The sequence below is a fragment of the Sarcina ventriculi genome, from assembly GCF_900456775.1.
Lineage (GTDB): Bacteria > Bacillota > Clostridia > Clostridiales > Clostridiaceae > Sarcina > Sarcina ventriculi.
The window spans coordinates 105,704-118,714 of record NZ_UAUL01000008.1 but is presented as its reverse complement, the minus strand read 5'-3'; the positions used below and the strand labels follow the sequence as shown (position 1 = coordinate 118,714).

General features: G+C 24.8%; 18 protein-coding genes. 1 reads left to right on the top strand and 17 read right to left on the bottom strand.

Features of this window, described 5'->3' with window-relative positions:
* Positions 1-3: 3 nt before the first annotated feature.
* The 13 genes from spoIIIAA to dapF form a co-directional block, all read right to left on the bottom strand.
* The gene (gene spoIIIAA / locus DR020_RS07215) at positions 4-888 is read right to left on the bottom strand and encodes a stage III sporulation protein AA (protein ID WP_112365618.1); all 885 of its coding nucleotides are present in this window, start codon (positions 886-888) and stop codon (positions 4-6) included.
* 103 nt (positions 889-991) lie between these two features.
* Complete coding sequence (locus tag DR020_RS07210; protein WP_112365617.1) at positions 992-1,354, bottom strand: CD1247 N-terminal domain-containing protein; 363 nt, start codon at positions 1,352-1,354, stop codon at positions 992-994.
* A 130-nt stretch (positions 1,355-1,484) separates the two neighbouring features.
* Positions 1,485-2,042, bottom strand: a complete 558-nt coding sequence (gene efp, locus DR020_RS07205) for an elongation factor P (protein WP_055257278.1) — start codon at positions 2,040-2,042, stop codon at positions 1,485-1,487.
* 164 nt (positions 2,043-2,206) lie between these two features.
* Complete coding sequence (locus tag DR020_RS07200; protein ID WP_112365616.1) at positions 2,207-2,581, bottom strand: hypothetical protein; 375 nt, start codon at positions 2,579-2,581, stop codon at positions 2,207-2,209.
* Positions 2,578-2,892, bottom strand: coding sequence for a hypothetical protein (locus DR020_RS07195; RefSeq protein ID WP_146739589.1), 315 nt, complete (start codon positions 2,890-2,892; stop codon positions 2,578-2,580). The genes DR020_RS07200 and DR020_RS07195 overlap by 4 nt, the downstream gene beginning before the upstream one ends.
* Positions 2,893-2,995: 103 nt before the next feature.
* Positions 2,996-3,598 carry a hypothetical protein gene (locus DR020_RS07190; RefSeq protein WP_055257281.1) on the bottom strand — a complete coding sequence of 201 codons (603 nt, stop codon included), beginning with the start codon at positions 3,596-3,598 and terminating at the stop codon, positions 2,996-2,998.
* Entirely contained in the window at positions 3,588-4,034 is a 447-nt protein-coding gene (locus DR020_RS07185; protein WP_112365615.1) for a hypothetical protein, read from the bottom strand. The genes DR020_RS07190 and DR020_RS07185 overlap by 11 nt, the downstream gene beginning before the upstream one ends.
* Positions 4,012-4,494 carry a hypothetical protein gene (locus DR020_RS07180; protein ID WP_112365614.1) on the bottom strand — a complete coding sequence of 161 codons (483 nt, stop codon included), beginning with the start codon at positions 4,492-4,494 and terminating at the stop codon, positions 4,012-4,014. Before DR020_RS07180 ends, DR020_RS07185 begins: the two co-directional genes overlap by 23 nt.
* A complete protein-coding gene (locus DR020_RS07175; protein ID WP_112365613.1) occupies positions 4,491-4,976 on the bottom strand; it encodes a hypothetical protein in 486 nt (161 codons plus the stop codon). Before DR020_RS07175 ends, DR020_RS07180 begins: the two co-directional genes overlap by 4 nt.
* Positions 4,960-5,424: a prepilin-type N-terminal cleavage/methylation domain-containing protein gene (locus DR020_RS07170; protein WP_160110455.1), complete on the bottom strand. Its 465-nt coding sequence runs from the start codon at positions 5,422-5,424 to the stop codon at positions 4,960-4,962. The genes DR020_RS07175 and DR020_RS07170 overlap by 17 nt, the downstream gene beginning before the upstream one ends.
* The gene (locus tag DR020_RS07165) at positions 5,417-6,430 is read right to left on the bottom strand and encodes a type II secretion system F family protein (RefSeq protein WP_160110454.1); all 1,014 of its coding nucleotides are present in this window, start codon (positions 6,428-6,430) and stop codon (positions 5,417-5,419) included. The genes DR020_RS07170 and DR020_RS07165 overlap by 8 nt, the downstream gene beginning before the upstream one ends.
* Positions 6,423-7,805 (bottom strand): GspE/PulE family protein, encoded by a 1,383-nt coding sequence (locus DR020_RS07160; protein ID WP_235865676.1) that lies wholly within the window; start codon positions 7,803-7,805, stop codon positions 6,423-6,425. Before DR020_RS07160 ends, DR020_RS07165 begins: the two co-directional genes overlap by 8 nt.
* Before the next feature lie 176 nt (positions 7,806-7,981).
* Positions 7,982-8,803 (bottom strand): diaminopimelate epimerase, encoded by an 822-nt coding sequence (dapF, locus tag DR020_RS07155; protein WP_112365610.1) that lies wholly within the window; start codon positions 8,801-8,803, stop codon positions 7,982-7,984.
* Between the two features lie 90 nt (positions 8,804-8,893).
* On the opposite strand from dapF, the gene DR020_RS07150 reads away from it, so the two are divergent.
* Positions 8,894-10,612, top strand: a complete 1,719-nt coding sequence (locus DR020_RS07150) for an Rqc2 family fibronectin-binding protein (protein WP_112365609.1) — start codon at positions 8,894-8,896, stop codon at positions 10,610-10,612.
* Between the two features lie 146 nt (positions 10,613-10,758).
* On the opposite strand, the gene DR020_RS07145 is transcribed toward DR020_RS07150, so the two are convergent.
* From DR020_RS07145 to DR020_RS07135, 4 genes are all read right to left on the bottom strand, one after another.
* Entirely contained in the window at positions 10,759-10,944 is a 186-nt protein-coding gene (locus tag DR020_RS07145) for a hypothetical protein (protein WP_112365608.1), read from the bottom strand.
* A gap of 184 nt (positions 10,945-11,128) precedes the next feature.
* Positions 11,129-11,257 (bottom strand): hypothetical protein, encoded by a 129-nt coding sequence (locus tag DR020_RS12625; RefSeq protein WP_256437740.1) that lies wholly within the window; start codon positions 11,255-11,257, stop codon positions 11,129-11,131.
* Positions 11,258-11,353: 96 nt separating this feature from the next.
* Complete coding sequence (locus DR020_RS07140; RefSeq protein WP_112365607.1) at positions 11,354-11,785, bottom strand: hypothetical protein; 432 nt, start codon at positions 11,783-11,785, stop codon at positions 11,354-11,356.
* 93 nt (positions 11,786-11,878) lie between these two features.
* The gene (locus tag DR020_RS07135; RefSeq protein ID WP_112365606.1) at positions 11,879-13,000 is read right to left on the bottom strand and encodes a THUMP domain-containing class I SAM-dependent RNA methyltransferase; all 1,122 of its coding nucleotides are present in this window, start codon (positions 12,998-13,000) and stop codon (positions 11,879-11,881) included.
* Between the last annotated feature and the right edge of the window lie 11 nt (positions 13,001-13,011).

The window sequence follows — 13,011 nt, the reverse complement described above, 5'->3', positions numbered from 1 at the left end:
TTCTTAAATTGAAAGTATTTTTTCTATAGTGCCTACACCTTTTTTATTACTAAGAACTACTACTCTTTTTATAATTTTATTTTCTAAAAGGCTATTAAATACTGGTCTTTTATAAAGGTCTTCAATATCATTTCCATGTATTGTAGCTATTATGTTAACCCCAGAATTATAAGCTAAAACTAAAGAATCAACATCTTTATAAGTTCCTATTTCATCGCATACAATAACCTCAGGAGCCATACTTCTAATTGCCATTAACATTCCTTCACTTTTTGCACAACTATCATAAACAGATGTTCTAAGCCCTACATCCATTTGAGATATTCCTCTAAAACAAGCTGCAATCTCACTTCTTTCATCTATAATAACTGTTCTTTTTCCCAATAAATTCATTGAACTTATTCCATTTGAAATATTTCTAGCTAAATCTCGCAACATGGTAGTTTTACCACACTTAGGTGGAGATATTATCAAAGTATTTAAAACTTGTCCATTTGCTATTATGTTATTTATAATATGTCCCGAACAACCTTTAATCTCCTTACATATTCTAATATTCATTGAAGATATATTTTTTATTGTTTTTATTCTATCTCTCTCCATAACACATTGCCCTGAAAGTCCAACCCTATGCCCTCCTTCAATGGTTATATATCCCTGTCTTATCTCCTCCTCAAAAGCATACAAAGAATAATTACTTATTTTTTGCATAATAGATTTTATATCACTATCTAAAACTTTATAATTTAAAATTATCTCTTTGTTATTACTTAAAATTATTATAGGTTTATTTATGTTTAATCTTATCTCTTGTATATCTTCTAAGCTTTCTATTTTACATATTTCACCATATATATTATTAGATAATATATTTAATATATCTCTCATTTAGATTCCCTCCTATAATTTATTAATATTACTTTACATAACAAAATATTCTACTTTACATAAATTTTTATAAAAAAAAGACTTAGGTAATTTACCTAAGTCTTTAAGGTTTAAATTTATTATTGCAATAAGGGCACGGAATTTCCTCATTATTTTTTAAAACCGATCTTTCAACATAAAGAACTTTTTTGCAATTATTACAAATGGTTTCCACATAATCATCTTCGAATTCTTCTAACTCTTCAAAAGTTACTTCCTCGAAAATTTCATCTTGAACTTCACTTAAATCATCATTTATAAGAGATACATTTTCATCCAACGTCTCTATATTAATTTGCATCTCTTCTATTTTATTTGCTAAACTTTCAATCAAATCTAATACCTTTTCTTTAAACATTTTATTATCTAAAGAATCATCATTTATTAAAGTTCTAAGATTTGAAACAGTATTATATATTTTTTCCATAGAAAAATTCTACCTCCTATGAAGTTTATTTTTAAATGTTTAGAATAAAATTAAACTACCATCTTTAAAATTTATGATGGTAGTAATATCTTAAACTTATTTAAAACAACAAAACAAACACTTAAAAAGATTAAACTCTTTCCATGTATTCTCCTGTTCTTGTATCTATTCTTATAGTTTGACCTTCTTCAACAAACATTGGAACCATAACAGTTGCTCCTGTTTCAACTACAGCAGTTTTCATAGCAGTTGTAGCTGTATTTCCTTTAACACTTGGTTCACATTCTGTTATTAATAATTCAACAAAGTTTGGAGCTTCAACTGAGAAAGCATTTCCTTTGTAGAATTTGATGATAGCAAACATATTTTCTTTTAAGAATTTTATTGCTTCTTCAACCTTTTCATGATTTAGTGGAATTTGTTCAAAAGTTTCTTGATCCATGAAGTAGTATAATTCTCCATCAGTATATAAATATTGCATTTCTTTTCTTTCTATAACTGCTTCTTGGAATTTTTCAGTTGGGTTAAAAGTTTTATCTGTAACTCCCCCATCTATAACATTTCTTAATTTTGTTCTTACAAAAGCTGCCCCTTTACCTGGTTTTACATGTAAGAAGTCTATAACTGTAAATACTTTTCCTTCAAATTCAAAAGTAGTTCCTTTTCTTAAATCACCTGCTGATAACATTTATTATCCCTCCAAAATTTAATATTCGTTTTATAATATAGCCCGTTTTTGCATAATAAATGCTTAAGTTAAGCTACCTATCCTTTTAAAATTTCTTTAAAACAACAATCATATTTTATCAAAACATAATGATAAATGCAATTATTTTCAACTAAATCCTCGTATTACGATATTTTAACCTTAAGCTTTATATGTATACCATCGTTTTTATTTATTGTATAACTTTCTATAAAATAATTAGACTGTTTTAAATTTTCCAAAGAATTTACTATACTGTCTTTTGATGAATTAATAAAAATATCTGCACTTATTTTATTTGCTCCTTTTTCTATACTTTCTATATCAAATCCTAAATTATTAATTTCTCGTATAATAATTCCTATATCACTATCAAAAATTTCTTCATTTAAAATTTTATTTTCTTCATTATTATTTTTTATAGTGCCTATTTTTTCATTATTTATAAATAGAATCATTCCTTGCAATAAATAAACTACAAATAATATTATAAGAATACTTTCTTTTTTTATTCTCTTCATTTTATTAACCCCTCTAATAAAACAAGTTCATCATCTAAATATTTTATAGAAAATATCTCTATTATTTCATTTAACTCATCTAGAACATATTTAAAATAGTCTTTATTTAAAGTTAAACTTATATCATCCTCTATTACCTCTAACTTGTTAGTTCCATTAAAATAAGCTAAATTTATTGCAGTCTTAATCTTTTTAAATGTATTAGTGTTATTGTGACTATAATCTATATCTGTATACTCTACTATACTTTCATTATTTAAACTACTTTTACTCTTTAAGTTCTCACAAAATAGAAGTAAATTAAGAATCAAAAATATTATTATGAGAAAATTTATAAATTGTTCCGTTTGTTTATTTTTGTTATCTACATATTGTTTAGGCAAAAAGTCTTTATTATACTTTAAATATATTATGTTACCTCACCTTACCTTTAATTAATTCTATATTTTTAGTTAATTCATAAAGCTTATTATTATAAAGATTTTCCTGAATAAATAATTTAAAACTTTCTATATTAAACGTTTCTTTTAATTCTTCTAAGCACTTATCTACATAATAATTTACTTCTTCACCTTGCTTAAAATGTTTTGTATATATTATGGTTTGCTTCACAGATGCTACTAGATATATCTCATCTTTAAACTCTCTCACTATAATATTTATCCCCTTATTTTTCATTTTAAATTTTTTAGTAAACTCATAAGGCTTTATTTTTACATCTTTAGCCTTATTTATAATATCTTTTAAATAGTTATAATACTTTAAAAAGTATATTACTAAATAACTTTCTCCATTATACTTTACCCTCTCATAATGAGTTAGAATATCATAATAGCTAAATGTACTGCTTATATTTTCTTCTAAAAGTTTTTCTAATCTATCTCCTTTATTTATTTTTATTATCTTTATAAATACATCTTCCTTTAACAATATTATACTTAACTTTCTTTTTTCTTTTTGGTATACTAAATCTTCTTCATTATCACTACACACATAAAGAGTTTTTCTATTTAACATAAAGACTCCTTTCCCTTAAATAAACATCTGTATTTCTTATTTCATAATCATAATAATAAATATTGGTATTGTCTTCTAACATAAAAATATTATTTTCCTCATTAAAATATAAATTAAACTTATCATTCTTCCGTGTTAAAAGACTTAATTTATACAAACCATTATCTTCTACATTATTATCCTCTGATACCCTCAAACTCTCTTCATCACTATAATTTTCTTTATTAATTGAAGATAATATCTCTGCTAAAAATCTAGTTCTCTCATCATCATTATCTAATTTCTTCTCATAAGTTTTTATTTCATTTTTAATAAGTATTCTTTTATTAAGTGTAATACTTAAAAGAGCTAGTACTAAAGTAAACCCTATTAAAGACATAGCTATAACCTCTAAAGATGCATAACCTCTTTTTTTACTTTCTATATCTATTCTCATAACAAAATACCCTCTCCTCACCATCATATTGCTTTATAACAATAGAAATAACATTTCCATTTTGTGCAACAAAAAAACTTTCTATATCTTTTAAAATAGTATTAGTTGCTACTCTTTCATAAATTCCACTACTATTTAATCTATAACGTTCAACTACAAGTTTATTAACCTTACCTATTTCCTTTATCTTTATTTCATTTATTTCTAAACTGCCTTCATTATCGATATATATTTTAAGTTTATTATCATTTACTAAAATATCATGTACATTATCACTATATATAACACTTTCTATATAGATAGATGCAGATAACATATAATTATAACTAGTAGAAGCCTTTATTTCATTTCTAAATTCCTTTATATAAGGTAAAAAAAGAGTTAAAATCATAGTACTAAATATGGCACAAAACCAAATATATAAAGCACATTCAACTAATAAGTATCCTTTCTTTTTCATAATATATACCTATATTTTTTTATAATATTTTCATAAATACATTCTTCTTTATTTTTCATAAATCTAACTTTAATATTTAAAATATCTTTATTAATGCTATTATTACTGCTTTCATTAACTATACTAAGTATCATATAATATCCATTTAAATCATGATTATCATTTATTGTTTTATCTATTTCTTCAATACTTTCAATTAACAATTCACCTTTTTCTATTAATTCATTTATACTTGAGATATTTGTGATATCTAAGATATATTCCTTATCTAATCTTCTTTCTAAGATACTAAAATCTAAATTATACTTTAACTCCATAGAAATATAGTCTATATAGTTTAAACACTCTATTTTTTTCTTATTATCTTTATCTATTCTTTTATAGGTTCTATAAAATGTAAAAATCCCAAAGGATAATATAGAAAATATGCTTAAAGCTATTGATAAATCTACCAAAAGATATCCCCTACTCTTTGACGTCAATGCTTCCTCCTCCTATATTAATTGTTATTTTATGTTCTATTCCTCTATTGTCTTTAATACTTATAGTGCAAGGTGTTGTAATCGAACCTTTTTCATTTATCAATAGAGATTTAGCTTTTCCATTTATGTTTTCTATAGTTACATTTTCTAAACTTTCTGATACAGATACTTGTTCATCTCTTTCATCAAAGGAGTATCTTGTTTTGTATAATAAAACTTTCTTTTCTTCATCATACTCAATCTTACCTCCCACCTCTTTTTCTTTTGATATAGATTTGCCAAGCATCAAAAAAGAATGTATCTTGTTTATATCTTTTTCTATAATAATGTTATCTTTAATGGCTTTCAAAAAATTAAAGCTTTGAAGAAAAATAGTTAATACTACCGCTAAAATACTTAAATAAATGCTTGTTTCAACTAAGGTAAAACCTCTTTTCTTTTTATACATATTTAATACACTCATATACAGGAACAAATATTAGTATCATCATAAAAACCACTATACCTCCTAAAAAAATCATTACCATAGGCTCTAAAAGTTTTGTAATTATATTTATTTTTTCATCAAAATCTTTTTCTAATATGTTACTTAAAGTTTTTATATTTTCTTCCAATCTTCCAGACTCTTCTCCACTAAATATAAAACTTGTAGTTATATCCGATATACAATTTAAATCTTTTAAAGCTCCACTTAAAGTTTCCCCCTTATTTATAGCCTCCTTTAATAAAATTATATTTTCCTTTAAATAAATTGATTTTAAACTATAACTTAATGAATCTAATGCTTTATTAAGTGAAACACCACTTGTAACTATAAGTTCAATTATAAAAATAAGATTATTTTCATAATAAAGCTTTAAAAACTTATTGTTCCTTATAAATTCTCTTTTTCTTATAAAATTAAGAATAATACCTACTAGCATTAAAGATATAATTCCATAAATTAAAACTATAAATTTAGAATATTTAACATTCTCTATAAAGTTTAAATAGTTAATTATTATGTTTAAAAATTTAGATGGTTCACCTTCTAAATCATCATAAAGACTTTTAAAGCTTGGCAATATTACAAGTAAATAAAATATGATAACAAAGATTACGATAAATGTTAAAAATATCGGATATATTAATATTTTCATCAGCTTATTAAAAAACTCTTTTTGCCTTACATAATGATTACTAAGCTTTTTTAAAACCAGTTCTAAATTTCCACTTTCTTCTCCAATGCTTATTAAATGACCTAAAATATCATCATATATATCCCCTTCATCTTTAATGCTTTTAGATAATGTTTTACCCTGGCTTATCCCCTCTATTACTCTATCCATTGATTCTTTATAAGTTTTATTTTTAAGGGAAAGCTTTACAAGGCTTAGTGCTTTCTTTATAGGTATCCCTGAAGATATATAACTATTTAAATTCGAACAAAATACAATTAGGCTATTATCAAGCAAAAACTTCCTCATTTAACATCTCACTTTCTTTAAATAGAATATATTCTTCTAAAGATATTTGTCCTTGTAACAAAAGATTTTTACAACTTTCTAAAAGTTCATTTTCATCATTTTTATAATGTTTTCTTAACTTTTTATCACTTATAGTTACTTTAGATACCATAGTTCTACCTTTAATTCCTGTATAATTACATTCCATGCATCCTTTAGCTTTAAATATAGTTTTTCCTCTTAAAAATTTATATTTATCATCATTTATACAGACTTCTTCTTTGCATTTTTCACATAATGTTCTAACTAACCTTTGAGTTATAACACCTTTTAGCGCCTCATCTAATAAATATTTTTCAACTCCCATATCTAAAAGGCGACTAAAAATATTAGAACTATTATTTGCATGAATAGTTGAGTAAACCTTATGTCCTGTTATAGATGCTCTTACTGCAATTTTAGCTGTTTCCTCATCTCTTATTTCACCAATTAATATTACATCAGGGTCTTGTCTTAATATATATTTTAACCCTGTTGAAAAAGTTAGGTTCACCTTTTCATTTACATTAGTTTGAGTTACTCCATCTAATTCAAACTCTATGGGGTCTTCTATTGTACTTATATTTATGCCATCCTTATCTATAGAATTTAAAAGCGCATATAATGTCGTAGATTTTCCACTTCCTGTTGGACCATTTATAACTACCATTCCATTTTTAAAAGATAAAATTCTTTTTATCTTTTCTTTTTGATAATCTGTAAAATTTAGTTTTTCTATAGATAAAAGATCTTCTCTTTTATAAAGAATTCTTATAACTATTTTTTCTCCATAAACCGTGGGAAGTGATGATACTCGTAAATCATAACTTAAATTTCCATTACTAAAAAAAGATATTTTCCCATCTTGGGCTTTTAATTTATCTGATATATTCATATTTCCTTTAACTTTTATCTTATTTACTAAAATTTCATATTCAGTTTTTTGAATCTTATTTATTAATCTTAAATCCCCATCTATCCTAAATCTAATATTTGTCCATTGACTTTTGGGTTCTATATGAATGTCACTAGCCCTCATTTTTATAGCATCTTCTATTAAAATATAAAAATTATCCTCTTTTATGTTTTTTGAAGCTTCTATGCTATAACATTTATTTATAAGGAATTTTATTTCATCCTTATCTCCTTTTATAAATTCAATTTTTTTATCAAATAAAAGGCCTAAATAACTCTTTTTCACTTCTGTTTCTTTATCAGTATAAAAATATATTTTATTTTTCTCTCCCCTTGCCGATATTATATTCATATCTCTTGCCATCTCTTTTGTTATACCTTTCATAAAGGATAAATCTATATCTTTTAAATCTATTTTTATAACACCCACCTCCTCTATAAAAAAATTATATCCTTATAATTTATTTACTAATCAATAAACTATAATTATTTTTTACATTTTATATAGTCTTATTGAATTTGGATACTGGATATAGGTTTATGAAATAAAATTAGGGAGTATCCTTAAATATTTTAAGAATACTCCCTTTTAAATGTTATTAAAATTTATAAATTATAAACACCTTTGCATATATACTCTGCATTTCCAATCATATAAACACCATCATTTTCTATATAAACCTTAAGCTTTCCACCAGGTACTATGATGTTTACCTTATTCCCTACAAAACCTAATTTATTAGCAATAACTGCTGATGCACAATTTCCTGTTCCGCAAGCTAAAGTTGCTCCTGCACCTCTTTCCCATGTCCTAACTCTTATAGTATTTTCATTTAAAACTTTGCAAAAGTTCACATTTGTTCTCTCAGGAAATATTTCATGATGTTCTATCTCATTACCTTCACTTATTAGTGTTTCATCTTCTTCAAAAATTACTGTATGAGGAATATTCATAAGCAATGAGTTTATTTTATACTCCTTATTGTTTGCTTTTATTACCTTTCCTATAACATTTTCACCCTTAACAGTACATGGAATTAATTCTGGTTTAAATTCTGGGAACCCCATATTAACCTTTATTTCAAATGCCTTATTATCTTCATCTACTGTTAAAGATATTTTCTTTATTCCAGCTCCTGTTATAACATCAAATTCTTTATCTTTTACTAAAGAGTTATCATAAACATATTTAGCAAAACATCTTATTCCATTACCACACATAGCAGCATAAGAACCATCTGAATTTATTATTACCATCTCAATTGTTGCATTCTGTCTTCTAACTAATAATATTCCATCAGCACCAATTCCATATCTTCTATGACAAACTTTCTTTGCTAAAGAACTTTCTTTTCCCTTTAATTTATTATTTAAATCTTCAATTACTATAAAATCATTACCGTTTCCATGCATTTTAACAAAATTCATAACATCACCTCTAAAATTATACTTGTTGATAGACTTTCCTTTAAAATGTTATACTATCTTTAACTTAACATATAGAAAGGAAGATTATATATGGCTTTAGATGGAATCTACTTATATAGTTTAATAAATGAACTTAAAGATTTTGCTATAAACTCTAAAATAGATAAAGTAAACCAACCTGAAAAGGATGAAATAATTTTAACACTTAGAGGTAAAGGAACAAAAAAACTACTAATTTCCTCAAGTTCAAACTATCCTAGACTACATTTTACTACAATAAACAAAATTAATCCATTAAAAGCTCCTGTGTTTTGTATGGTACTTAGAAAATATTTAATAGGTGGTAAAATTATTGATATAACTCAATATTCTACGGACAGAATAATCTCAATAGATATTGAAAATAAAGATGAACTAGGGTTTGATAGCAAATATTCTTTAATAGTTGAAATAATGGCAAGGCATAGCAACATTACTTTAGTTAGAAAAAGAGATAATAAAATTATGGAATCTATAAAGCATATTCATTCTAATAAAAATAGTTATAGAGTGTTATATCCTGGTGCTACATTTATAATGCCACCTACATCTAACAAATTAAATCCCTTTTCTTTTACTAAAGAAGAGCTTAAAAATCTTTTAAAAGAAAATATAAACTTTAATGAAAGTATATTTTCTAAAATTATAACAGGGGTTGGAAAAAATCTTTCAAATGACTTATTTATAGAATATAAAAATAAATTTAATGATTTAACTATTGATAATTTATCAGTATTTATTACTGACTATTTCAAAAATATATTAAAAGATAATAAAAATATTTTATTTTTTAAAGATGGAAAAGTTATTGATTTTTATTTTAAAGACCTCATATCATTAAACAATTGTGAAAAAAAATATTTTGAAAGTCATAGCGATACTTTAGATAATTTTTACGCTACAAAAGACAAACAAGATAGACTTCACAGCAAAGGCTTGGATATTCAAAGGCTTATAAATACTAATATCGAAAGATGCTTAAAAAAAATCAAAATCTTAGAAAAAACTTTAGAAGAATGTGAAGCAAAAGAAGATTATAGAATAAAGGGAGAACTTTTAACCTCTTATATATATGGATTTAAAAAAGGCGATAAAGATGTTTCTGTGTTAAATTATTATAGTGAAAATGAAGAATATTTAAAAATATCTTTAGATGAAAATAAAACTCCTTCTGAAAATATTCAATTCTATTTTAAAAAATATAACAAGCTTAAAAATGCTGAAGAAGCTTCTATAAATCAACTTTCAATAAATGAGGATGAGCTAAATTATCTAAACTCTGTCCTAACAAGTCTTGAAACTGCTGATAATTACGCTGATATAGAAGAAATAAAAAAGGAACTTATTGAAACTGGATATGTTAGATTTAGAAAGGAAAAAAATAAAAACAAAATAAAAACTAATAAACCTCTTCACTTTATATCTTCTGATGGAATAGATATTTATGTTGGAAAAAATAATATACAAAATGATTATCTAACTTTAAAATTTGCTGAAAAAACTGATACATGGCTTCATACAAAAATAATTCCAGGTTCCCATGTGATAATTAAAGGAAAAAACATTCCTGAATCTACTCTTTTAGAAGCTGCAACTTTAGCTGCCTTTTACAGCAAAGGAAAGAATTCTACTAAAGTTCCTGTTGACTACACTTTAGTTAAAAACGTAAAAAAACCATCTGGTGCAAAGCCTGGTATGGTAATTTACTCAACAAATAAAACACTTTATATAGATCCACCTAAAAATATAAATTTAACTAAGGAAAATTAATAAAAAAGATAAAAGATACACATAATATCTTTTATCTTTTATCTATAATTAACACTATCTAAGTTGTTTTATTTACTAAAAATATTTAAAATTTAATAATCTTATTTAAAATTGTAATTGTTTTAATTTTAATTTATACACAAGCTTTAATTAGTAACTTTTTTTCTTTTACTTTCTTTAACTATACACCATGTAGATATTACAAATGATATAACAAGACCAATTACAGCTACGGTAACAATACTAGCTTTTCCCCTAGCACCAACTAAAAGTATTAAGAATAATAATATAAAGAGTCCTTCAGACATTATTCTTTTCTTATAATTTTTCATTATTACACTCCCTTATCTATATTTTAAATACTTAAATATCATTTTACTACTTTTTGTATTAAAGTGAAATAATTAATCTAAAATAACAATAGAAATTTTTTATCATAATATATTTAAATATTAAAACTATAAATAAAAAGATATACCTAAGTAAATTTAAGCATATCTTATAACCTTGAATTTATTAATTTCCACCTAACATTATACCTGCTGTAAATAGTGCTGTCATTGCTATTATTAAAAAAAGTCCTATAAGTCTTGTTAACAAAACTCTTCTTTTTTTTACAGGATCGATATTTTTATTGCTGCCCATAATACCTCTTCTCCCTCTTTAAAAATACTTCATCTATATAGTTAACTCTATTATACTATTATATAGCTTTATTTCAACAATTGAAAAACTTAATAATTATATAAATTTAAATTCCCTTATAAAGAAAAACATCCCTATAGAAACTAAAAAGCCTAATACTAATAATATAATTCCTCTTTTCTTTACAACTTTTGTCCCATTTGTCATGCCATAATTTTTTACCTTACTTATAGATACATGAGGATATTTAAGGCTCACTACTCCAATACTTTCAAATATATAAAATGTTGCAATAACATCTAATATATCATTAAAAAATAACCCTATAATATATAAAATAATTGCAATTACAGAATTTAATATCGTCAACCCTAGAAATTTAATCCTATTCCTCTCACTAATTTTTTTATATTTTCTAAAATCATTAGCACACTTATCAGAGCAAACTAAAACTTTATCCTCCTCATATTCTAATGTTTTTAAATTATCTAAATCTTTTATGTCTTTACCACAGTATGTGCATATCATAATTATTCTCCTTTAGTAAATTATTAACATATATACCATAAAAACAGGATATCTTGTAAACCTTTATTGATTACATAAGATATCCTAATTGAATTATTTATTATTTGTTAAATATTGATAATAATAGCATAATAGTCTTCCATTATATAATTTTCTATTTTTAGAAGCTTTAATTTTAGCTACTTTTTGAAAATCTGTATATGCAGTAAACACATTTATATCCCATGTGTTAAGTTCTCTTATTACATCTCCCATTTTTTTAGTAAGTTTTTCTATTTGCTCCTTTTCCCCTAAACGTTCCCCATAAGGAGGATTAGTTATTATTATCGCATCCTTTTTACTTGAAGAGAATTCATTAAAATCTAATTTATGAAATTCAATAAAATTACTTACACTTGCCTTTATAGCATTATTTTTAGCTGTTTTTAAAACCCAATTATCTATATCATACCCTATAAATTTAGCCGGACTCTTTTTAACAGCTTTAAGAGCACCCTCTCTAACTTGCATCCACATAACTTTATTCATAGAAGGCCATGTTTCTGAGACAAATCTTCTTTTCAAACCTGGTGCTATATTGTTTGCAATAAGTGCGGCTTCTATTAAAATAGTTCCAGATCCACAAAATGGATCAATAAGAACTTTATCCTTATTCCATCTAGATAATAAAACCATAGCTGCTGCTAATGTTTCCTTAATTGGAGCCGCTCCAGAATTTTGTCTATATCCTCTTTTATGTAGACCTTCTCCAGATGTATCTATTGTTAAAGTTACAATATCTTTTAATATAGCTACCTCAATTTTATAAACTGGACCATCTTCTGAAAACCACTCTCTATTATAAGTTTCTTCCATACTTTTAACAATTGCCCTTTTTACAATTGATTGACAATCTGGTACACTATAAAGTTTTGATTTAATAGACTTTCCTACTACATGCATTTTACCATTAACTGGAATATATTTACCCCAATCCACATCCTTAGTTCCATTAAATAATTCTTCAAAACTTTCAGCCTTAAATTCAGCAACCTTTATTAACACTCTCTCAGCTGTTCTAAGCCAAACATTAGAAATAGCTATATCCATTTCATCGCCTTCATATTCGACTTTTCCATTTTCAACCTTTAAATTTTCATAACCTAAATTTTTTAATTCCTTTGCCGCAACAGCTTCTATACCAAAAGTTGTGGTAGCAATTAACTTATAATTCATTAAAGCTTCTC